We start from the raw sequence: 22423 nt of genomic DNA on the forward strand, positions 1-22423 counted from the left end.
TGACGGGAATGGCTAAAAAGAAGACAGAAATACCTCAAGATAATAATATAGTTAGAGTACCTTTAGAAGAAGCAATGCCAGATAATTACCTGCCATATGCTATAGAAGTAGCCAAAGACAGAGCTTTACCAGATGTTAGAGATGGTTTAAAGCCTGTACATAGAAGAATATTATATGGAGCATATTTATTAAAAGCATATCCAGATAGACCTTACTACAAATCAGCTAGAATAGTTGGAGATATATTAGGTAAATTCCATCCGCATGGAGATTCGTCTGTATATGATGCAATGGTAATACTTGCTCAGAACTTTACTACTAGAGAGCCATTGATTGATGGACAAGGAAACTGGGGTTCTATAGATGGTGACGGGGCAGCTGCAATGCGTTATACAGAAGCTAGGCTAGCACCAATTGCTATGGAAATGTTAAGAGATATTGATAAAGATGTTGTGGAAATGGTTCCTAACTATTCAGATAGTGAAATGGAACCAAGGGTATTGCCTGCAAAATATCCAAATCTTTTAGTAAATGGAACATTTGGTATAGCTGTAGGACTTGCAACCAATATACCACCACATAACTTAAAAGAAGTAATTGATGGAACTTTAGCCTATATCGATAATAATGAAATAACAACAAAGGAACTTATGAATTACATTAAAGGACCAGATCTTCCAACTGGAGGAGTTATCATAGGGAGAGAATCTATACAAACTGCCTATGAAACTGGAGAAGGAAAGGTAGTTCTAAGAGCTAAAACTTCTATTGAGAAGCTAGAGAATGGAAGAGTAGGAATTGTAATAACAGAATTCCCATTTAGAAGAAATAAGGCTAAATTACTTCAAACAATATCTGAAATGACCGGTGATAAGAGACATGCTAAAGCCTTAGAGGCTATAACAGATATTAGAGATGAATCAGATAGAACTGGTATTAGAGCAGTTGTAGAACTTAGAAAAACAGCAGACGAAGACGCAGCTGATAAAGTGCTAAAATATTTATTTAAGAAAACAGATCTTCAATGCAATATAAGCTTTAACATGGTTGCATTAGCAGATGGAAAACCAGAAACCTTAGGAGTTAAATCTATAATTACTCATTATGTTAATCACCAGAAAGAAGTAATAACTAGAAGAACAACAAAGGAACTAGAAAATGCAGAAAAGAGATTCCACATAGTTGAAGGGTTTATAAAAGCAATTAATGTTTTAGATGAGGTTATCGCAACAATAAGAGCTTCCAAGTCTAAAAAAGATGCAGGAATAAATCTTATAAATAAATTTGGATTTACAGAACCTCAAGCTGAAGCTATATTAGAATTGATGTTGTATAGATTAACAGGGCTAGAAATAAATATATTTGAAAAAGAATATAAAGAGCTTGAAAAAACAATAAAGAAATTAAAAAAGATTCTTGCAGAAGAAAAAGAATTATTAAAAGTAATTAAAGCAGAACTTTTAGAAGTATCAGAAAAGTTTGCAAATCCAAGAAGAACTCAAATTATCCATGATGAAAATGAAGGTAAAATAGATATAGAAGAGTTAATTGTGGTAGAGGATGTAGTTATAACACTTTCTAAGGATGGATTTATTAAAAGGATTCCTTTAAAAACCTATGCTAGAATTAATGCTGATCCAGAGGATATAGAGTATAGGGAAGGCGACTTCTTAACATATACTTTAAATGGTAATACCAGAGATTCATTAGGTGTATTTACGGACACTGGATACATGTATCAAATAAAAATAAATGCAATTCCAGATATGAAGTGGAAAGATAAAGGCGTTAGAATAGATGAAATCATAAAAACCATAAATTTAGATAAAGAAAACATAGTAGGAGCTTTTTCAATAGATAACTTTACACCTAATAATTTATTTAAGTTCATAACAACTAACGGTGGAATAAAAAAGAGCACTTTAGATAAATTTATAAGTGGATATACAAAACTTCAAGCTCTTAAATTAAAAGATGGAGATAAACTTTTAAATGTAACTCTTATAGAAGAAAATAAACAAGAAGAGTTTTTAAAAATTGAAACCAAAAACGGATTAGTTTTCACAGTTGAAGAACCTAAACTTGAAGCAGCTGAGAGAAATATTGTTCCTCAAGCACTGTGTTTACTTCCGGGAAAAGATGAGATAGTTAAAACTGAATATGTAAGTGAATATAATATTTTAGACTTTATTGTTGGAATAGATAAAAAAGGTAATATAAAAATAAATAAAGATGGTAAACTTCCAACATCACTAATGAAAACTCGCACTAATACAAATGAGGAGATATTAATTTTCTCAAGCCTTGGAAAAGTCTTTAAACTAAAAGCAGCACAGATTCAAGAGATAAATGAAATACATCTTGATAAATTAGTAGATTCCTTTGACAAAGGGGAGGAAATAATTAATATAGTATCTGTAAGTGAATATTATGAACAAGAATATGTATACTTCTTCTCTAAAAATGGATTAATTAAGAAAACTTCTTTAAAAGAATTTAAAGGAGATTATAATAATGTGCAAGGATACAAATTAAAAACGCCTAAAGATAGTATTGTATCAACCTCAATAGATGGGGAAAATCCTAATATACTTATAGTAACGAAAAAAGCTATGGGAATATTGTTTGAAGGTAATACAGTAAATGCCATGGGAAAACTAGCATCAGGAGTTACAGGGATATCCTTAAAAGATGAAGATGAGGTAGTAGCAGGAAAATGTTTATCAACCCTAATTGTAAATGGAGAAAAATGTGGGTATAATTATATTAAAAAGCTGATTATTACTTCAAAAAATAAGGAAAAGAAGGAAGTAGCCTTAGAAGAGTTAAAACTTCAAAACAGAGCAGGAAGAGGAAATAGCTTAATGCTCATAGTACTAGAAGATAGCGTTAAAGAGGTTGTTTTCAAATAAGAGGAGGTTTTTATGAAAAAACTTATAATTATGTTAGCTGATGGATTCGAAGAAATTGAGGCATTAACAGTTGTGGATGTTTTAAGAAGAGCAGATTTCGAATGTCATATGGTAGCATTAGGGGAATTAGAAGTTAGAGGATCTCACGACATTGTAGTAAAAGCAGACAAAAGTATTAAAGAAGGTAATTTCTTTGATTATGATGGAATTATCTTACCAGGAGGAATGCCTGGTGCTAAAAACTTAAGGGAAGATATTAAAGTTATAGAATTAGTTAAAGAGTTTTATGCCTCTGGTAAACTAGTTGCAGCTATCTGCGCTGCACCAATAGTTTTAGAAAAGGCTGGCATAGTTAGTGGTAGAAGTGTAACTTCATATCCAAGCTTTAAAGACGAATTAGAACATAGCTTATATAAAGAGGACTTAGTTGTTAGAGATGAGAATATTTTAACTAGTAGAGGTCCTGCAACAACATTAGCTTTTGCATATGAGATATTAAATTACTTCGGTGCAGAAGATAAGGCAGAAAACTTAAAAGAAGGCATGGTTTATAACTTGCTTAAAGAAAAAATATAGTCATAAAAGAAACTTTGCTAAAGCAAGGTTTCTTTTATTTAATAACAGGAGATATGTTATGGAAAGATTTAAATTAGATAATGGTGTTAGGGTAATATATAATCAAATACAAGGAGATATGACTTCATTTTGTATAGGCTTTGAAGCTGGTGCAAATAATGAGAGTGGTTATAATTATGGTGTAGCTCATGCATTAGAACATATGTTGTTTAAAGGAACTAAAAACAGAACTGAAGCAGAAATAAACATAAGTTTAGATAAGATATTTGCTTTTAATAATGCTATGACCAATTATCCTTATGCAATTTACTATGGAAGTTGTTCTTCCTATGATTTTAAAGAAGGATTTAGTATTTTTAGAGATATAATTATTGAGCCAAGCTTTAAAAAGGAAGGCTTCAAGGAAGAAATGGATGTAATACTTCAGGAGTGGAAAGAGTGGAAGGAAGATTTCGAGCAATATTGCGAAGATGAACTATTTTATAATTCCTATAATCAAAAAAGAATTAAAGAAATGATTATAGGAAAAGAAGAATCTATAAAAAATATTACCTTACAAGAACTTAAAAACTTTTATGAAGAATATTACGTAGGAGATAATTGCGTAATAACCATAATATCCTCACTAGGAATTGATGATATAAAATCTATATTAAAAAACTTCACTATTAAAAGTAGTAAATATAATAAGCCAAAGTTTCCAGAGGAAAGTAATAAGTCAGGAACCTATTATAAAGAGGTTCAAGGTTTTAATGGAGCTAAAATACAATATATTTTTAACATAAATGACTTAACTTACAAAGAGTTAGAAGCATTAAGCCTATATTCACTTTTTATAGGGGAAGGAATGAGTTCTTTACTTTTTGAAGAAGTTAGAACTAAAAATGGATATGCTTATGATATATCTTCATCTGTTAAAAAAGAAAAAGGGATAGAAGTTTTTTCTATAAATACGTCTACTTCAAAAGAAAATATTCATAAAACCATTTCCTCAATAAATGAGACCTTAAATAAATCTGTTGAAAACTTAGAAAAGCTGTCTCTAAAGGATATTGAGGTTTTGAAAAAAAGATTAATATTAAAAAGAGAGTTTTGGTTAGAACGTTCAGTTGAATTAGCAAAGTATATAACCACAAATGAGGTTATGTTTAATAACGGAGTAGAAAGTCTAAACTTTAAATATAACCTAGAAAGCATAAATCAGGTAGATGTTGTTAGTGTAGTTAAAAAGGTTCTTAATAAGCCGTCTATTGAGATTTTATACTAAAGGAGAAGAAATGAAAGAAAAATGGATAATGAGAGAGGGAAAAAAGATAGAAGATTCTACTTATAAGGAACTAGGTTTAAATCCTATTATGGGGAAGATTTTATCGAATAGAGGTATAACAACCAGTAAAGAGATTGATTTATTTATAAATGGTTCTATAGAGGAGCTTCAAGATGGGTTTATGATGAAAGATATGCACCTTGCCATTGATATAATAAAGAAGTATGTTCTTGAAAAGAAGCCTATACTGATTTATGGAGATTATGATTGTGATGGAGTAAGTTCCACATATATATTATTAAAAGGACTAAAAGAGTGTGGAGCTAAGGTCTCATACCATATACCTCACAGAGAAAATGAAGGTTATGGTATGAATGAAAAACGAATAGGTGAGCTATATAAAGAAGGTTACGAGATAATTTTAACCTGTGATAATGGTATATCAGCTTTTAATGAAGTTAAATATGCAAAAAGTCTTGGAATGAAAGTTGTAGTTACGGATCATCATGATATACCTTTTGTGGAGTTAGAAGATGGAAGAAATGAAGAAAAAATACCTCCAGCAGATGCTATAGTAAATCCTAAGCAAAAGGATTGTTCCTATCCCTTCAAAAGTCTTTGTGGGGCAGGAATTGCATATAAATTTATATTGTGTTTGTGTAAGGAACTAAGGATAGATACCTCTAGAGTTGAAGATTTAGTTGAAATTGCAGCAATAGCTACAGTTTGTGATGTTGTTGATTTAGTTAATGAAAATAGAATAATAGTAAAAGAAGGTTTAAAAAGATTAAATAACACTAAAAATTTAGGACTTAAATCATTAATTAAAGCAAATAATCTACAGGATAAAATATTAAATGAATATCATCTAGGTTTTGTTATAGGTCCTTGTATAAATGCCACAGGAAGATTAGAAACAGCAGATTTGGCATTAGAATTATTAATGTCAGACAGCGAAAAATCAAGTAATGAATTAGCACAGAGATTATTGACTCTTAATAGAGAAAGACAAGAGATGACCAATGTAAGTTTAGAAAAAGTTATAGATATTATTAGAGAAAATGGTTATGAAAAAGATAAGGTGCTTTTTGTATATGAGCCTAGTATACATGAAAGCTTAGCTGGAATTGTAGCTGGAAGAATAAGAGAGCGGTATAATGCTCCAGCTATAGTAATGACTTCAGGAAAAGAGATGCCTAAGGGATCTGGTAGAAGTATTGAAAAATATAATATGCACAAAGAGTTAACTAAGTGTAGCTACCTTATAGAAAAATTTGGTGGACATCCTATGGCAGCAGGATTATCTGTACGAGAAGAAAACTTACCTAAGCTTAGAGATGCTTTAATTAATAACTGTGAGTTAACCGAAGATGATATGCTTCCAGAAATAAGAATAGATATGCATCTTCCTTTTAGAAATTTAAATTATGAACTTATAGAAGAAATTGAAGCTTTAGCTCCTTTTGGAAAAGGAAATCCTAAACCCTTATTTGGAGAAAAGGATGTCTACTTAAAAAGAGTATGGTTTATAGGAAATGAGCGTAATTCAATCAGAGTTTCCTTCTCTTTTGACACTACAACTATAAATGGGATAGCATTTAATGTTGGAGATGAATTTAGAAAACTTTTAAATAAACACTTTGGAGAAGTTAAAGCATTAGAAATTGAAACTAGTAGTTATTGCAATATAAAGTGTGCTTTAGTTTATTATCCATCAATTAATGAATATAACGGAAACAAAACCATTCAAGCTAAAATTGAATCACTAAGATTTATAAAGTGAAACTTTTCAGGTGGAGTTTTATGCTCCAGCTGAATTTAGTTGAACTAATCCAGGAGCTAGCTATCGGATTAAGTAAAAAATAATTGAGACTTTATGCTAAACATTTAGTATAAAAGTCTCTTTTTATTTAGGTTAAGTTTAAAAAATCATAGGAACAGCGCTATTTGGGAGAGTGAAACAGCAGAATTGAGGAAAAGAGGAGCATCGTTACGCAAAAGCATAAAAACACAAAAGCAGTGCAAAAGCGGTGAATAGGAGCATTACAAAAGTGGTGAATAGGAGCAGTGGAACATAGGTAAGATTTTAAATAATGATATAGCAATAAAGAAAGAGGAGCCATTAAAGCTCCTCTAAAACTAATGTATGGTAGATTTTAAGTGTATAATTATATTAAAAATTTAATATAATTTTATAGCACTTATTATAAGTTTTGTTTAAGGAATTAAGATAATTCTCTTCGAGAATTATAAGTTTTGTTCGTACTTTTCTACCATTCTTTTAACCATTTCACCACCAATAGATCCTGCTTCTTTAGAAGTTAAGTCTCCATTGTAGTCTTTTAGTTGAACACCAAGTTCACCTGCTACTTCGTGTTTGAATTTTGATAATCCATTTCTTGCTTCTGGTACTAATTTTTTATATGCCATAATTGACACCTCCTAATAAATTTGATTGTGATTATATGTTGTCCTTATTGGTGAGAATTATATTATAAAAATAAAGGGTAAAGAGGAAAAGCTTTCAAAAACTTGTATTTAATATTGACTTTTTATTAAAAAAAGTTGAAAATTCATAGAGTGAAGTTTAAAAAAGGGGATGATTTATTTGTATAAAATAATAATGACAGGTGGAGGAACTGCAGGTCATGTAACTCCAAATTTAGCGCTAATACCTAAGCTTAAAGAGAAGGGCTTTCAAATAAAATATATAGGAAGTAAAGATGGAATAGAAAAAGAGATAATTACAAAAGAAAATATAGAATATTATTCTATAAGCTCAGGAAAGCTTAGAAGATATTTTGATTTAAAAAATTTCTCTGATCCATTTAAAGTGGTTAAAGGCTTATTTCAGGCGTTTATAATAATGACAAAAGAAAAACCAGATGTAGTTTTTTCAAAAGGTGGATTTGTTGCTGTACCTGTAGTTATGGCGGCAACCATGAAAGGAATACCAGTAATAGCTCATGAATCTGATATAACTCCTGGTCTTGCAAACAAATTAAGTGCACCTTTTTGCAATAAGCTTTGTGTAACGTTTCCAGAAAGTATTAAGTATATAAAAAAAGACAAGGGAATATTGACTGGATCTCCTATTAGAGAAGAAATTCTAGAAGGAAACAAAGAAAAAGGTAAAAAAATAGCAGGGTTTACAGATGATAAAGAAATTATATTAATTATGGGTGGAAGTTTAGGTTCTCAAATAATTAATAATGCTGTTAGAGGAAATCTATCAAAACTTCTGAATGAATTTAATATAATTCACATATGTGGCAAGGGAAATATAGATAAATCTCTAGAAAATTATAGAGGATATAGTCAGTTTGAGTATGTTTCTGATGAACTTCCTCATCTTATGAAGGCTTGTGATTATGTTATATCAAGAGCTGGATCAAACTCTATTTTTGAATTTTTAGCTTTAAGAAAACCAATGCTACTAATTCCTCTATCTAAAAAAGCAAGTAGAGGGGATCAAATACTTAATGCAAATTCATTTAAAAAGTCTGGATTCTGTTTAACCTTAGAAGAAGAGGAGTTAAATGAAACAACTCTTATTAACTCAATAAATGATTTAAAAAATAATAAGACTAAGCTAATATCCACTATAAAAAATAGTTCTATGGAAAGTGGAGTTAATAATGTAATTAAGGTCATATTGGGTAGTATTAAAAAATAATATAGTGGTTTATGTAGATAAGAAAGTAGATTTTATTTCCTGGGAAAAGTTTGTGAATTTAGTATAATAGGAATAATTAAAATATTAAGAAAATTAGAATAATCTAGAGATATACAATAAATTTTAGCTATAAAGACAAATTATCGAGCAATATAGAGTATATTGGAGAAATATCCGTAAATATAAGGCTAATACCCAAATACTTTTAATTATGAACTAATTTTTAACTTAACTGATAATATGAAACTTGCAAAATAAATCCTTTGTTATATAATATTTATGTAAGCTTTAAGAAGGCATAAATTAGCAAAATACAATCTTGTTAACATTTTAACAAACCAAGAGGTGATTAAGATGAAAAAAATTAGCATTATTTATTGGAGTAATGGTGGAAATGTTGAGGTTTTAGCTAATGCTATAAAAGAAGGTGCAGAGAAGCTAGGAGCAATAGTAAATATAAAACTAGTTTCAGAAGCTAACATATCAGATGTTATTGAAGCAGATGCAGTAGCTTTAGGAAGTCCTTCTATGGATAGTAATAGAATAGAACAAAAGGAAATGGAACCGTTTGTTAAAGAACTTAAACTAATACCTAATGATAATAAAAAAGTTGCTTTATTTGGATCATATGGTTGGGATGATGGAGAATTCATAAATGAATGGAATTTAAGAATGAAAGATTATGGATTCAATGTTATAGGAACACTAGCTGTAAAAGAATCGCCAGAAGATAGTGAGCTAAAAATTGCAATAGAATTAGGAAAAAAGCTTGCGGAAAACTAGTCTGTTTATATATATTTCAGAATTAATGTGTATTTTGAGGTATATTAAATAAATATCTAAGTTGAATAGAAAGAGGGGTCAACACGATGAGAAAAATGAAAACTATGGATGGTAATGCAGCAGCAGCTCATATAGCTTATGCATTTACCGAAGTTGCAGCGATTTACCCAATAACTCCTTCATCACCTATGGCAGAAAATGTTGATGAGTGGGTTGCCCAAGGAAGAAAGAATCTCTTTGGACAAACAGTTAAAGTTATGGAAATGCAATCAGAAGCAGGAGCTGCTGGAGCAGTTCACGGTTCACTACAAGCTGGTGCATTAACTACTACTTTCACTGCTTCTCAAGGTCTATTATTAATGATTCCTAATATGTATAAAATTGCAGGAGAATTACTTCCAGGAGTACTTCACGTATCAGCTAGAGCATTAGCTACATCAGCTCTTAACATATTTGGTGATCACCAAGACGTTATGGCAGCTAGACAAACTGGTTTTGCTATGCTTGCAGAAGGTTCAGTTCAAGAAGTTATGGATTTAGCAGCTGTTGCCCATTTAACAGCTATTAAAACAAGAGTACCATTCTTAAACTTCTTTGATGGATTCAGAACATCTCATGAAATTCAAAAAATTGAAGTTCTTGAATATGATGAATTATCTAAGTTAGTAGATTGGGAATGTGTAGACAGTTTTAAAAGAAGAGCTTTAAACCCTGATCATCCTGTAACAAGAGGTACAGCTCAAAATGCTGATATCTATTTCCAAGAAAGAGAAGTAGTTAACAACTACTACAACAACTTACCAGATACAGTTGAAAGCTACATGGCTGAAATAACTAAATTAACTGGTAGAGAATATCACTGTTTCGATTACTATGGTGCACCAGATGCTGATAGAGTTATCATAGCTATGGGTTCTGCAACAGATGTATGTGAAGAAACTATAGATTATTTAACAGCAAAAGGAGAAAAAGTTGGTTTAGTTAAAGTAAGACTATTCAGACCTTTCTCAAATGAAAGATTATTAGCTGTTATTCCAAAAACTGCTAAGAAGATAGCTGTTTTAGATAGAACTAAAGAACCAGGATCAGCTGGGGAACCATTATACTTAGACGTTAGAAATGCATTCTTTGGAAAAGAAGATGCACCTGTAGTTGTTGGTGGTAGATTTGGTTTAGGATCTAAAGATCCAAATCCAGCACATATTGCTGCAGTTTATGCAAACTTAGCAAAAGCTGAACCTAAAAATGGATTCACAATAGGAATTGTTGATGACGTTACTAACTTATCACTAGATGTAACTGAAGATATCGATGCTACACCAGTAGGAACTACAGCTTGTAAGTTCTGGGGATTAGGATCAGACGGTACAGTTGGTGCTAATAAGAGCGCTATTAAAATCATTGGAGATCATACAGAAATGTATGCACAAGCATATTTCTTCTATGATTCTAAAAAATCAGGTGGTATAACTGTATCTCACTTAAGATTTGGTAAAAAAGCAATTAAGTCACCATACTTAATAAACAAAGCTGACTTCGTTTCTTGTTCTAACCAATCATATGTTAATAAGTACAATGTACTTGATGGATTAAAACCAGGTGCAACTTTCTTATTAAACACTATATGGTCTCCAGAAGAATTAGAAACAAAATTACCAGCTTCATATAAGAAATTTATAGCTGAAAACAACATTAAGTTCTACACTATAAATGCTGTTAAAATAGCTCAAGAAATAGGTCTTGGTGGAAGATTCAACATGATAATGCAATCAGCTTTCTTTAAGCTTGCTAGCATAATACCAGTTGAAGATGCTGTTAAGTACTTAAAAGATGCTGTTGTTAAGTCATACGGCAAAAAAGGTGAAAAAGTTGTTAACATGAACTATGCTGCTATTGATAGAGGAATCGAATCAATCGTTGCTATAGATGTACCTGAAAGCTGGAAATCAGCTGTAGAAGCAGAAGCTGCTGTAACTGCTGTACCAGAATTCATAAAGAAAATAGTTGAACCAATGAACAGACAAGAAGGAGATAAACTTCCTGTATCTGCATTCTTAGGAATGGAAGATGGTACATTTGAAAATGGTACTGCTGCTTACGAAAAGAGAGGAATAGCTATAAACGTTCCTGAATGGCAAGCAGATAAATGTATTCAATGTAACCAATGTTCATATGTTTGTCCTCATGCTGTAATCAGACCATTCTTATTAAACGAAGAAGAAAAGAATGCAGTACCAGAAGGATTAAAATTAGTTCCAGCTAAGGCATTAAAGACAGAAACTCCATTATCATACACTATGGCTGTAAGCCCACTAGATTGTACTGGTTGTGGAAACTGTGCTCAAGTATGTCCAGCACCTGGAAAAGCATTATTAATGAAACCACAAGAATCTCAACATGTTGAGATCGAAAGATGGGATTTTGTAACTAAGAAAGTAGCTGCAAAACCAAACCCAATGAATAAATTAACATTAAAAGGAAGCCAATTTGAGCAACCATTACTTGAGTTCTCTGGTGCTTGTGCTGGTTGTGGAGAAACTCCATACGCTAAGCTTGTAACTCAATTATTTGGTGATAGAATGATGGTAGCTAATGCTACTGGATGTTCATCAATTTGGGGAGGATCTGCTCCTTCAACTCCATACACTAAGAATCATCAAGGATATGGTCCAGCTTGGTCTAACTCATTATTTGAAGATAATGCTGAGTTTGGATTAGGTATGTTCTTAGGAGTTAAAGCTCAAAGAGAAAGATTGGAAGAACAAGCTAAGAAAGCAATAGAAGCTGGTGTATCTGAAGAAGCTAAAGCTGCTTTAGAAGACTGGTTAACTAATGTTAACAGTGGAGAAGGAACTAGAACAAGATCAGAAAGAGTTGTTGCAGCTCTACAAGGTGAAACTAACGAATTCGCTAAAGAATTATTAAAGAATAAAGACTACTTAACTAAGAGATCTCAATGGATCTTTGGTGGAGACGGTTGGGCTTACGATATAGGATTTGGTGGATTAGACCATGTTATTGCATCAGGAGAAGATGTAAACATACTTGTATTTGATACAGAAGTTTACTCAAACACTGGTGGTCAATCATCTAAGTCAACTCCAACAGCTGCTATAGCTAAGTTTGCTGCATCTGGTAAGAGAACTAAGAAGAAAGATCTTGGAATGATAGCTATGAGCTATGGTTATGTATATGTTGCTCAAATTTCTATGGGAGCAGACAAGAACCAAACTCTTAAAGCTATAGCTGAAGCTGAAGCTTATCCAGGTCCATCATTAATCATAGCTTATGCTCCATGTATAAACCATGGATTAAAAGCTGGTATGGGTAATTCTCAATTAGAAGCTAAAAAAGCTGTTGATTGTGGATATTGGGGTATGTATAGATTTAACCCAACATTAAAAGATGCTGGTAAAAATCCATTTACCTTAGATTCTAAAGAACCTAAAGAAGACTTTAAAGAATTCTTAATGGGTGAAGTTAGATACTCATCTCTTGCTAAGGCATTCCCAGAAGCAGCTGATGCTTTATTTGAGAAAACTTACCAAGATGCTATGGAAAGATTAGAATCTTACAAGAAATTAGCTAATCAATAATAAATAATCAATAAAAGGGGTCTAGAGTTTCTAGATCTCTTTTTTTAATTTTTAAATGTTAAGAATATGTTAAGTAAGTAAATGGAATTTAACTTAAGAATGCAAAAAAATATGCACAAATACTAAAAAAAAGCATTTATATAGGCTAAAAAATAACAAATAGATAAATGTAAATGTTTTTTAACGCAAGAATAACAAACTTATACCAAGCTTAATATTCTTAATATAGATTTAACAATGGAGGATTATTATAAGATAGTATTACTATATACATAAGGAGAGGACAGATATCATGTTTAATTTTTCACCTAAAAATGATAAGTTTTATGATTTATTTATCGAGTTTACTAGTATTATAGAAGAGGCCTCAAATGAACTTACGTTATTGTCAAGAAACGTAGAGAATGCAGAAGATATAAGCTTAAGATTAAAGGATATAGAACATAAAGGTGATGACTTAGTTCATAAGATTTTAGAAGAACTAAATAATAGTTTTATAACTCCACTTGATAGAGAGGATATATTATTAATAGTTAAAAGACTAGATGATGTCGTTGATAATATAGAGGACATAGCTGGAAGATATCTTATGTACGATATAAAAACTAGTAGAGAAAAAAGCTATACTATAGTGGACCTTATAGATGAATCTTGCAAAAAGATGAAGGATTTATTTATAAAGTTACAAAACTTTAAAACTGATGACAGTATTTATAAGGTAATATCAGAATTAAATCTTTTAGAAACAAAAGGTGATTATGCATACAGAGATGGTATGAGAGAACTTTTTACAACAGAAGTAAATAATATTGAAATTATAGTTTGGAAAGATTTATATGAAAAGCTAGAAAAAACATTAGACTCCTGTGAAACCTTAGCTAATGTTGTTGAAGGAGTTGTAATGAAGCATGCTTAATTCTACTCAACTAATAACTATAATAATAGTTATATTAGCGTTAGCATTCGATTTTATAAATGGATTTCATGATACAGCTAATGCAATAGCTAGTTCAGTAACTACAAGAGCACTTTCTCCACAGAAGGCAATTTTAATGTCAGCAGGCTTAAATTTTATAGGAGCGCTTGTTAGCACAAAGGTTGCAACAACTATTGGTTCAGGAATAATACATGATGGTGGAGCACCTATAAAAGTAGTTTTAGCAGCCATTATTGCAGCTATCATATGGAATTTAATTACTTGGTATGTTGGTATTCCAAGTAGTTCTTCTCATGCTCTTATAGGAGGATTAATAGGAGCAGCTATAGCATTTTCAGGAAGTATACATACAGTAAATTGGGCTACTTTCTTTATTAAAGTAGTTTTGTGGTTATTTTTATCACCTGTTATAGGATTTATATTTGGATACATAGTCATGACCACGATAAACTGGATTTTTAGAAAAACTAAACCTGCAAAAGCTACAAGAGGATTTTTAAAAGCTCAGGTTTTATCAGCAGCTTTCCTTGCATTTAATCATGGAAGTAATGATGCTCAGAAATCAATGGGAATAATATCTTTAGCACTGTTTAGTGGTGGTGTGATAGGAAGTTTCCATGTTCCATTATGGGTTAAATTAGCCTGCGCAACTGCAATGGCATTAGGAACCTCTGTAGGTGGATGGAGAATTATTAAGACCATGGGAAGTGGGATGGCAAAATTAACTCCGGCTTCAGGGTTTTCAGCTGATTTAACAAGCTCAGCGGTAATATTTACTGCTACCATGATGGATGCACCAGTAAGTACTACACATATAGTATCTACCTCTATTATGGGAGTATCAGCAGCTAAAAGACTTTCAGCTGTAAGATGGGGAGTAGCAAAAAATATTGTTACAACTTGGGTGGTAACAATACCATCTTGTGCTCTAGTTGGAGCTATAGTTTCATTAATTGTAAATCACATATAAGATTATTTAACTCGGTAGAAATGCCGAGTTTTATTATACCTAAATAAAAAAACTCAGCCTAAGCTGAGTTTTTCATTTATCAGGAAGCTTTCTAAATTACCCATATAATTTAGAGCTTTAACATCTCTTCTATTTATAATAATTTTGAAGTTTGGATTTATGTTTAAAATTTCTTCAATCAATGAAAAAGTTTTTTCACCGCCATTGCCACCTTGAGTACAAAAAAGGCTAATTGAATTAATATCTTCTTTGTATTTATTAATAAAAGTTCTAATAGCTGGTGGTATGTGTGAAGCCCATACTGGAAATCCTAATATTATATGATTAAAGTGTTTTGGATTATTTGAAATAGGAGCAATTTTTGTTTCTTTTCCAGTTATAGCTTCATAACTATTAGTTAAAAAACTAAAAATTCCTTTTCTTTTTTTCCAATCTATAATTTCTTCAATGGGACAGTTTAATAAGTCCGATAGGTCTTGGGCTACTGATGCAGTATTTTTTGTCCTTGAGTAATAATAAATGATACTACTGGCACTTTCCATTTCTTTCCCCCTAAAATATTAACTTAAATACTATTATAACAGAGATTTTTAAGAAGTAAATGATATAATTAACTACTTAAGTTTTATATCCATGGAAAATTTAGTATAATTTAATAAAAGAAATTTAGGTGGTGGTTGAGATTTATAGAATAAATGTTGTATTGTTTAATGACTTTGAAACTTTAGATGTATTTGGACCAGTAGAGATTTTTGGATGTGTTAAAGAAGAGTTCAAAATGAATTTTATATCTATGGATTCAGGTATAATAACAAGTTCACAGGGTGTAAGAATCCAAACAGATAAATATGAGTATTCTACAAAATATAAAGAGATATTGTTTATTCCAGGGGGAGCTGGAACTAGAAAAGGTGTTGAGGACTATAAACTACTAAAATATATTAAAGATATATCACTTAACTCAAAATATATATTAACTGTTTGTACAGGTTCTGCATTATTAGCTAAGTCAGGCTTACTAGATGGAAGAGAAGCAACTTCTAATAAAAGATCTTTTAATTGGGTTAAGGAGCAAAGTGATAAAGTATTGTGGATAAAAGAGGCCAGATGGGTAAAGGATGGTAATATATATACATCTTCAGGAGTTTCAGCAGGTATAGATATGAGTTTAGGGTTTATAGGTGATATCTTAGGAAGAGATGTAGCTTTAAATATATGTAATAGAATTGAATATATATGGAATGAAGATCCTAAAAAAGATTTATTTAAAGTTGAATAATAGAGAAAAAATTAATGACTTAATTATAAATGTATGCTATATTATTTTATATGTAAAATATTTTGATTATCAAAGTTTATTAAAAGAAAAGTAAGTTGGAGGATTAAAATATGAGGATTGAACCTAAGTTTAGAGGTTTTATATGTACAGCAGCTCACCCGATTGGCTGTGAAGAAAATGTTAGAGAACAAATAGAGTATGTGAAATCAAAAGGTGAAATTGAAGGAGCTAAAAACGTACTAATAATAGGAGCTTCTACTGGATATGGATTAGCTTCAAGAATAGTTGCAACTTTTTCAACAGGTGCTAATACTTTAGGAATAAGTTTTGAAAAAGAAGCTAGTGAAAAAAGAACAGCAACACCTGGCTGGTATAACAATAAGGCATTTGAGAAATTTGCAAAAGAACAAGGTGGGTTTCACAAAAGTATAAATGGAGATGCTTTTTCAAATGAAATAAAAGCAGAAGCTATTGAAGAAATAAAAAATAATATGGGAAAAATAGATTTAGTTATATATTCATTAGCATCACCTAGAAGAAAAGATCCTGTATCAGGAGAAGTTTATTCTTCAGTATTAAAGACTATAGGAGAAGACTTTAAAAGTAAGACTTTAGACTTCCATAGTTTTAAGATAAGTGACGTAGAAGTAGAAAGAGCAACAGAAGAAGAAATTCAAGGAACTATTAAAGTTATGGGCGGAGAAGATTGGAAGCTATGGATGGAAGCTTTAAAAGAAGCTGATGTATTAAAAGAAGGAGTAAGGACATTAGCTTACTCTTATATAGGTTCTGAATTGACTTATCCAATGTATAATAACGGAACTATTGGAATGGCTAAAAAGGATTTAGATGAAAAAAGCAAAGAAATAAACCTTATGCTAAAAGATCTAAAAGGTGAAGCCTATGTGTCTGTAAACAAAGGATTAGTAACTCAAGCATCTTCAGCTATACCTGTAGTTTCACTTTATATATCTATAATGTTTAAGGTTATGAAGGAAAAAGGAATACATGAAGGTTGCATAGAGCAATGTTATAGATTATTCTCTGAAAGATTATATGGAGGAGAATTAGCTCTAGATGAAGCAGGTAGAATTAGAATAGATGATCTAGAAATGAGAGAAGATGTTCAACAGGAAATCAAAGATATATGGGATAAAATTAATAGTGAAAATGTAAAAGAGTACTCAGATGCAGAAGGCTTTAGAGAAGATTTTCTTAAACTGTTTGGATTTGGGTTTGAAAATATAGATTACACTAAAGATGTTGAGATATAAAATAAAAAAAGTTGATTTGTTCTTAAAAATAATATAACATAAAGTTAAAAGAGAATATAACTTCAGTTCGTATATGCATGGAAATATGGTCCAAGTGTCTCTACCGGGAGCCTTTAAACTACCCGACTACGAACGTTATTTTGGTGTTTTTAACTTATGCCTATGAACTGAAGTCTTTTTAGTTCATAGGTTCTTTTTATTTTAGGAGGAAAAGTAATGGAATTATTAAAAAACAAAATAAGAGAAGAAGGAAAAGTTTTACCAGGAAATATACTAAAGGTTGATTCCTTTTTAAATCATCAAATGGATGTGAAACTTTTTAATGAGATGGGAAAAGAGTTTAAAAAAAGAATGGAAGGTAAGAAGATAGATAAGATACTTACTATAGAGGCTTCAGGTATAGGTATAGCTACTATATTATCGCAACACTTTGACTATGTTCCTGTAGTATTTGCTAAAAAGATAGCATCAGCTAATATGGATAAAGAAGTATACCATTCTAGAGTTCAATCTTTCACTAAAAATAAAATTTATGATGTAGTTGTTAATAAAAGATTTATAAATAAAAAAGAAAGAATACTTATTATAGATGACTTCTTAGCTAATGGATGCGCTGCTTGTGGATTAATAGATGTTGTTAGACAAGCTGAGGCTGAACCAGTAGCAGTAGGTATAGTTATAGAAAAGGGCTTCCAACCTGGAAGATCTGAAATAGAAAAGCAAGGAGTTCCAGTGGAATCTTTAGCAATAATAGATAAGTTAGAAGAGGGACAAGTTTACTTTAAATAAAAAGGAGACTTGTTCTCTTTTTTATTTAAAGTTATTAGGTTAACAAAATTTGTTTATTTATATAAATGTGTACATGTAGTTATTTAAAAAAATATGAATAATATAGGGGATTTTATAACATAATAAATATAATTACTAGTAAATAAGAATTATTTTCTGTTAAATTAGTAATGCTAAATAAATATATATCAGCATTATTCCTTAGAATATGTGGATATATCTAAAAACAATTAAAATAGTGCCATTAATAATATGTTATCTCGTTAAATATTTATTTAACAAATCAATATAAAATACCTATGTTAAATAATTAATTAATAAAATATAGTTGATTTTATTAATGATATAGCATATAATTATATTAAGAAGTAACAGATGAATAATAATATTTAAAAGGAGTTGAGAGTATGAACGTAATAAAGTATATGATCTCTAGGGAGTTTAGAAACGGATACTCCAAAGACTTGAGAGATAAGGTTAACAGCGAATTAGATTCTAACGAAAAGATATATAAAAAAAGATAGCCAGTCTAGGCTATCTTTTTTTATTCATAATAATACTAAAAGGGTAAATACTAGAATAGAAAATATTCAAACTTTTAGGAGGTTAGTATGAAAGTTACAAATGTTGAGGAACTAATGGAAAAACTAAGATTAGTTAGGGAAGCACAAAGAAAATTCTCATCTTTTTCTCAGGAAAAGGTTGATGATATTTTTAGGGCAGCAGCTATTGCAGCAAACAATGCAAGAATTAAATTAGCGAAAGCGGCTGTAGAAGAAACTGGAATGGGTATTGTAGAGGATAAGGTTATAAAAAATCATTTTGCATCTGAATACATATACAATCAATACAAAGATATGCACACCTGTGGTATTTTAGAGCATGATGCTTCTTTTGGAATAACTAAGGTAGCTGAGCCTATAGGTGTTGTTGCGGCAATTGTACCAACTACAAATCCAACTTCAACAGCTATTTTTAAAGCATTGATTTCATTAAAAACTAGAAATGGAATAATCTTTTCCCCTCATCCAAGAGCTAAAAATGCAACTATACAAGCTGCAAAAATAGTTCTAGAAGCAGCTGTAAAGGCAGGAGCACCAGAGAATATAATTGGGTGGATAGATGAGCCTTCTGTAGAGCTCTCACAGCTTGTAATGAAGGAAGCAGATATAATATTAGCTACTGGAGGTCCAGCCATGGTAAAGGCAGCTTATTCCTCTGGAAAACCAGCTTTAGGAGTAGGTGCAGGTAATACACCAGCAATAATTGATGAAACAGCACACATCAAAATGGCTGTAAATTCAATATTATTATCTAAAACCTTTGATAATGGAGTTATATGTGCATCAGAACAATCAATTATAGTTATGGAATCAATTTATGATAAAGTAAAAGCAGAATTAAAGGAACGAGGAGCATACATATTAAAGGGAGAAGAAGTAGAAAAAGTAAGGAATATAATTTTAAATGATAAAGGTGGATTAAACTCAAACATAGTAGGTCAAAGTGCTTATAAGATAGCAGAAATAGCTGGAGTTAAAGTTCCAGAAGAAGCTAAGGTATTAGTTGGAGAAGTTGAATCTGTAGAAATGGAGGAGCCATTCTCTCATGAAAAGTTATCCCCAATACTAGCTATGTACAAAGTTCAAAATTTTGAAGAGGCATTAATAAAAGGGGCAAGACTTATAGAACTTGGAGGGTTTGGTCATACATCAGTTTTATATACAGATCAGTTAAGATCACAAGATAGAATAGAGAAGTTTGGAATAGCAATGAAAACTGCTAGAACCATAGTAAATATGCCAGCTTCACAGGGGGCCATAGGAGATATCTATAACTTTAAACTAGCGCCATCTCTAACTTTAGGCTGTGGTTCTTGGGGAGGAAACTCTGTTTCTGAAAATGTTGGACCTAAGCACCTATTAAATATAAAACATGTGGCTGAGAGGAGAGAAAATATGCTTTGGTTTAGAGTTCCAGATAAGATTTACTTTAAATATGGTTCTCTAGGAGTTGCATTAAGAGAACTTGGAGACATGGGTAAAAAAAGAGCCTTTATAGTTACTGATAAGGTGTTATATGATTTAGGATATACTACTAATCTAGTTAGGATATTAGAAGAAGGTAAAATAGATTATAAAATATTTTTTGATGTTGAGCCAGACCCAACTATAGCTACAGCTAAAAAAGGTGCTGAAGAGATGGAGAGATTTAAGCCAGATGTAATAATAGCCTTAGGTGGAGGTTCTCCAATGGATGCTGCTAAAATAATGTGGGTATTATATGAGCATCCATCAGTTAAATTTGAAGATTTAGCCATGAGGTTTATGGATATTAGAAAGAGGGTATATAAGTTCCCAACCATGGGTGAAAAAGCTTATTTTGTAGCCATTCCAACCTCAGCAGGAACAGGGTCAGAAGTAACTCCATTTGCAGTTATAACTGATGAAAAAACAGGAGTGAAATATCCTTTAGCAGATTATGAGTTAACACCAGATATGGCTATAATAGATGCAGAACTTATGATGAACATGCCAAGAGGACTTACTGCAGCTTCAGGAGTAGATGCCCTAACTCATGCTATAGAGGCTTATGTGTCTGTATTAGCATCAGAATATACCAATGGATTAGCATTAGAATCCATAAGGCTTATATTTAAGTACCTACCTTTAGCTTATAATGAAGGAAATGATAATGTAAAGGCAAGGGAAAAGATGGCACACGCAGCAACAATAGCTGGCATGGCATTCGCAAATTCCTTTTTAGGAATATGCCATTCAATGGCACATAAACTTGGATCTATGCACCATGTTCCACATGGAGTTGCCAATGCACTGTTAATAAATGAGGTAATTAGATTTAATGCTGTGGATGATCCAAGAAAACAAGCTGCTTTTCCACAATATAAATATCCAAACGTTAAATGGAGATATGGAGTAATAGCAGATTATCTAAACCTTGGAGGAAATACTCAAGAAGAGAAAATAGAGAGACTAATAGAAAAGATAGATGAATTAAAGGCTCAAGTTGGAATGCCAAAAACAATCTCAGAATTTGGAGTGTCAAAAGATAAATTCTACTCAAGCTTAGATGAAATGGTAGAGCAAGCTTTTGATGATCAATGTACAGGAGCTAATCCAAGATATCCACTTATGAGTGAAATAAAACAGATGTACATAAATGCATTTGAAGGAAAGAAATAATAGTTAAGGACAGCAATAAGGCTGTCCTTTAATTTAAAATTAAGCTGTGTATATCTTTTTCAAAAGGGTCTAAGCTGTTATATAAGTGATACCTTATTTCACCATTGTCATTAGTTCTAAATAACATAAGATATTTATTGGGATTTCCTAAACTTGGACATATATCTATGTTTTCAATATAAGGTAGGTTATAACATAGAGTTTCGTAGCTAGAGTCTAAGGGATTATAACTAATTATCTTTCCAGAGGAATCATAAGAACTAAAAACTATCTTAGTTCCAGCATAGGTTTTATAACCTGATGCAATAGGAGTTTTAGTACTTTCTATACTTAAAGAATCTGTAGGATTATCTGAAAAAAGCTTAAGGCTATAAAGGTTGTTTTCTTCTTTAGAAATACTTAATAAACCTCTTGAATAATTATCGCTAAATAGCTCTGAAGAATAATATATGTTTTCATGAAGTTTGGTTTCTTTTCCCAGGGGACTAAGAGTATAGCTTGTATTTAGGGGATAGCTATACAGGTTCATACTGCCACTTTCAGGTTTATTATAGTAAATAGTAGTATTATTTAAAGTATCAATAGAAACTATATTATGAATGTTTAATATAAAATTATTATCATCTTTTGGCGTAAGTATATATTCTATGTTAAAATCCTTAGAGTTTGATTTTAATATGTTAGGAGAAGATTCATAAACAAAAAAGTTATAATAAGATGTTGGATATAAATCTTTATAAGGTTCATTAAGGGATGACACATTAATATTTCCCGGACTAAAAGTTGGTATAGTTATAATGTGAGTTGAATTAAATAAGTAAACATTAGACATAGGAAAATTAGAAACTCTTATTTTGAAAGGTTTGTCATCGGATATATAACCTAGATTGTTATCTAAAATGTACGATGATTTATTAAAATCATAAACTCTAACATTAACATTCTCTTGATCTTCAGTTAAAATCAAAAGTTTTGGCTCTTCTTCTGAATTAATTAGTTTTGTATATACTTTTTTATTATCTATAGTAGAAAATAAAGAATCGCTATCTAAATATTCATAATTTAGTTGGTTTTGTTTCATTGTATTTGTAGTTATTAACGAAATAATAGAGATAATTAATAATAAGGGCAAAACAAATCTCTTCATAAATTCTCCTTAAG

Annotated in this window: 16 protein-coding genes and 1 riboswitch; of the genes, 13 read left to right on the forward strand and 3 right to left on the reverse strand. The window is 31.0% G+C overall.

Features of this window, described 5'->3' with window-relative positions; translation table 11 throughout:
* The first annotated feature begins 8 nt into the window (after positions 1–8).
* Genes P8F83_RS00900 through recJ form a run of 4 tightly spaced genes read left to right on the forward strand, consistent with a single transcriptional unit; the run spans position 9 to position 6538 of the window.
* Complete coding sequence (locus P8F83_RS00900) at positions 9–2912, forward strand: DNA topoisomerase IV subunit A (RefSeq protein ID WP_326513054.1); 2904 nt, start codon at positions 9–11, stop codon at positions 2910–2912.
* A gap of 12 nt (positions 2913–2924) precedes the next feature.
* Positions 2925–3488 (forward strand): DJ-1 family glyoxalase III, encoded by a 564-nt coding sequence (locus P8F83_RS00905; RefSeq protein WP_326513055.1) that lies wholly within the window; start codon positions 2925–2927, stop codon positions 3486–3488.
* Between the two features lie 58 nt (positions 3489–3546).
* Positions 3547–4755 (forward strand): M16 family metallopeptidase, encoded by a 1209-nt coding sequence (locus tag P8F83_RS00910; RefSeq protein ID WP_326513056.1) that lies wholly within the window; start codon positions 3547–3549, stop codon positions 4753–4755.
* A gap of 10 nt (positions 4756–4765) precedes the next feature.
* On the forward strand, positions 4766–6538 hold the full coding sequence (gene recJ / locus P8F83_RS00915; protein ID WP_326513057.1) for a single-stranded-DNA-specific exonuclease RecJ: 1773 nt from the start codon (positions 4766–4768) through the stop codon (positions 6536–6538).
* A gap of 464 nt (positions 6539–7002) precedes the next feature.
* Here the strand turns inward: recJ and P8F83_RS00920 are convergent, their stop codons facing one another.
* Complete coding sequence (locus tag P8F83_RS00920) at positions 7003–7185, reverse strand: alpha/beta-type small acid-soluble spore protein (RefSeq protein ID WP_073020884.1); 183 nt, start codon at positions 7183–7185, stop codon at positions 7003–7005.
* Between the two features lie 172 nt (positions 7186–7357).
* Here P8F83_RS00920 and P8F83_RS00925 point away from each other — a divergent pair, with 172 nt between their 5' ends.
* From P8F83_RS00925 to P8F83_RS00945, 5 genes are all read left to right on the forward strand, one after another.
* Complete coding sequence (locus P8F83_RS00925; protein WP_286906756.1) at positions 7358–8431, forward strand: undecaprenyldiphospho-muramoylpentapeptide beta-N-acetylglucosaminyltransferase; 1074 nt, start codon at positions 7358–7360, stop codon at positions 8429–8431.
* 354 nt (positions 8432–8785) lie between these two features.
* Positions 8786–9214: a flavodoxin gene (locus P8F83_RS00930; protein ID WP_286906653.1), complete on the forward strand. Its 429-nt coding sequence runs from the start codon at positions 8786–8788 to the stop codon at positions 9212–9214.
* Positions 9215–9300: 86 nt separating this feature from the next.
* Positions 9301–12810, forward strand: coding sequence for a pyruvate:ferredoxin (flavodoxin) oxidoreductase (gene nifJ, locus P8F83_RS00935; RefSeq protein WP_286906651.1), 3510 nt, complete (start codon positions 9301–9303; stop codon positions 12808–12810).
* Between the two features lie 292 nt (positions 12811–13102).
* The gene (locus P8F83_RS00940; RefSeq protein ID WP_286906650.1) at positions 13103–13726 is read left to right on the forward strand and encodes a DUF47 domain-containing protein; all 624 of its coding nucleotides are present in this window, start codon (positions 13103–13105) and stop codon (positions 13724–13726) included.
* Complete coding sequence (locus tag P8F83_RS00945; RefSeq protein ID WP_326513058.1) at positions 13719–14717, forward strand: inorganic phosphate transporter; 999 nt, start codon at positions 13719–13721, stop codon at positions 14715–14717. The genes P8F83_RS00940 and P8F83_RS00945 overlap by 8 nt, the downstream gene beginning before the upstream one ends.
* Before the next feature lie 53 nt (positions 14718–14770).
* Here P8F83_RS00945 and P8F83_RS00950 read toward each other — a convergent pair whose 3' ends face one another.
* Entirely contained in the window at positions 14771–15259 is a 489-nt protein-coding gene (locus tag P8F83_RS00950; protein WP_286906646.1) for a flavodoxin family protein, read from the reverse strand.
* A 128-nt stretch (positions 15260–15387) separates the two neighbouring features.
* Between P8F83_RS00950 and P8F83_RS00955 the strand changes: the two genes are divergently transcribed.
* From P8F83_RS00955 to adhE, 4 genes are all read left to right on the forward strand, one after another.
* Complete coding sequence (locus P8F83_RS00955) at positions 15388–15996, forward strand: DJ-1/PfpI family protein (RefSeq protein WP_326513059.1); 609 nt, start codon at positions 15388–15390, stop codon at positions 15994–15996.
* Between the two features lie 110 nt (positions 15997–16106).
* Entirely contained in the window at positions 16107–17270 is a 1164-nt protein-coding gene (gene fabV, locus P8F83_RS00960; protein WP_326513060.1) for an enoyl-ACP reductase FabV, read from the forward strand.
* A gap of 47 nt (positions 17271–17317) precedes the next feature.
* Positions 17318–17419, forward strand: a riboswitch (purine riboswitch).
* Between the two features lie 67 nt (positions 17420–17486).
* Positions 17487–18059 carry a xanthine phosphoribosyltransferase gene (locus P8F83_RS00965; RefSeq protein WP_021803010.1) on the forward strand — a complete coding sequence of 191 codons (573 nt, stop codon included), beginning with the start codon at positions 17487–17489 and terminating at the stop codon, positions 18057–18059.
* Positions 18060–18670: 611 nt separating this feature from the next.
* Positions 18671–21262, forward strand: a complete 2592-nt coding sequence (gene adhE / locus P8F83_RS00970; protein WP_286906556.1) for a bifunctional acetaldehyde-CoA/alcohol dehydrogenase — start codon at positions 18671–18673, stop codon at positions 21260–21262.
* A 28-nt stretch (positions 21263–21290) separates the two neighbouring features.
* Here the strand turns inward: adhE and P8F83_RS00975 are convergent, their stop codons facing one another.
* A complete protein-coding gene (locus P8F83_RS00975) occupies positions 21291–22409 on the reverse strand; it encodes a hypothetical protein (RefSeq protein ID WP_326513061.1) in 1119 nt (372 codons plus the stop codon).
* Positions 22410–22423: the final 14 nt, after the last annotated feature.

Origin of the sequence: Clostridium intestinale, from assembly GCF_035905475.1 — a bacterium.
Classification (GTDB): domain Bacteria; phylum Bacillota; class Clostridia; order Clostridiales; family Clostridiaceae; genus Clostridium_T; species Clostridium_T intestinale.

What these genes read in the sequence shown, in the direction of transcription:
- P8F83_RS00930 (WP_286906653.1), top strand. Translation starts at nt 8,786, where the DNA reads ATGAAAAAAATTAGCATTATTTATTGGAGTAATGGTGGAAATGTTGAG.
- recJ (WP_326513057.1), top strand. Translation starts at nt 4,766, where the DNA reads ATGAAAGAAAAATGGATAATGAGAGAGGGAAAAAAGATAGAAGATTCT.
- P8F83_RS00920 (WP_073020884.1), bottom strand. Translation starts at nt 7,185, where the DNA reads ATGGCATATAAAAAATTAGTACCAGAAGCAAGAAATGGATTATCAAAA.
- fabV (WP_326513060.1), top strand. Translation starts at nt 16,107, where the DNA reads ATGAGGATTGAACCTAAGTTTAGAGGTTTTATATGTACAGCAGCTCAC.
- P8F83_RS00950 (WP_286906646.1), bottom strand. Translation starts at nt 15,259, where the DNA reads ATGGAAAGTGCCAGTAGTATCATTTATTATTACTCAAGGACAAAAAAT.
- P8F83_RS00945 (WP_326513058.1), top strand. Translation starts at nt 13,719, where the DNA reads ATGCTTAATTCTACTCAACTAATAACTATAATAATAGTTATATTAGCG.
- nifJ (WP_286906651.1), top strand. Translation starts at nt 9,301, where the DNA reads ATGAGAAAAATGAAAACTATGGATGGTAATGCAGCAGCAGCTCATATA.
- P8F83_RS00910 (WP_326513056.1), top strand. Translation starts at nt 3,547, where the DNA reads ATGGAAAGATTTAAATTAGATAATGGTGTTAGGGTAATATATAATCAA.
- P8F83_RS00905 (WP_326513055.1), top strand. Translation starts at nt 2,925, where the DNA reads ATGAAAAAACTTATAATTATGTTAGCTGATGGATTCGAAGAAATTGAG.
- P8F83_RS00940 (WP_286906650.1), top strand. Translation starts at nt 13,103, where the DNA reads ATGTTTAATTTTTCACCTAAAAATGATAAGTTTTATGATTTATTTATC.
- adhE (WP_286906556.1), top strand. Translation starts at nt 18,671, where the DNA reads ATGAAAGTTACAAATGTTGAGGAACTAATGGAAAAACTAAGATTAGTT.
- P8F83_RS00900 (WP_326513054.1), top strand. Translation starts at nt 9, where the DNA reads ATGGCTAAAAAGAAGACAGAAATACCTCAAGATAATAATATAGTTAGA.
- P8F83_RS00975 (WP_326513061.1), bottom strand. Translation starts at nt 22,409, where the DNA reads ATGAAGAGATTTGTTTTGCCCTTATTATTAATTATCTCTATTATTTCG.
- P8F83_RS00965 (WP_021803010.1), top strand. Translation starts at nt 17,487, where the DNA reads ATGGAATTATTAAAAAACAAAATAAGAGAAGAAGGAAAAGTTTTACCA.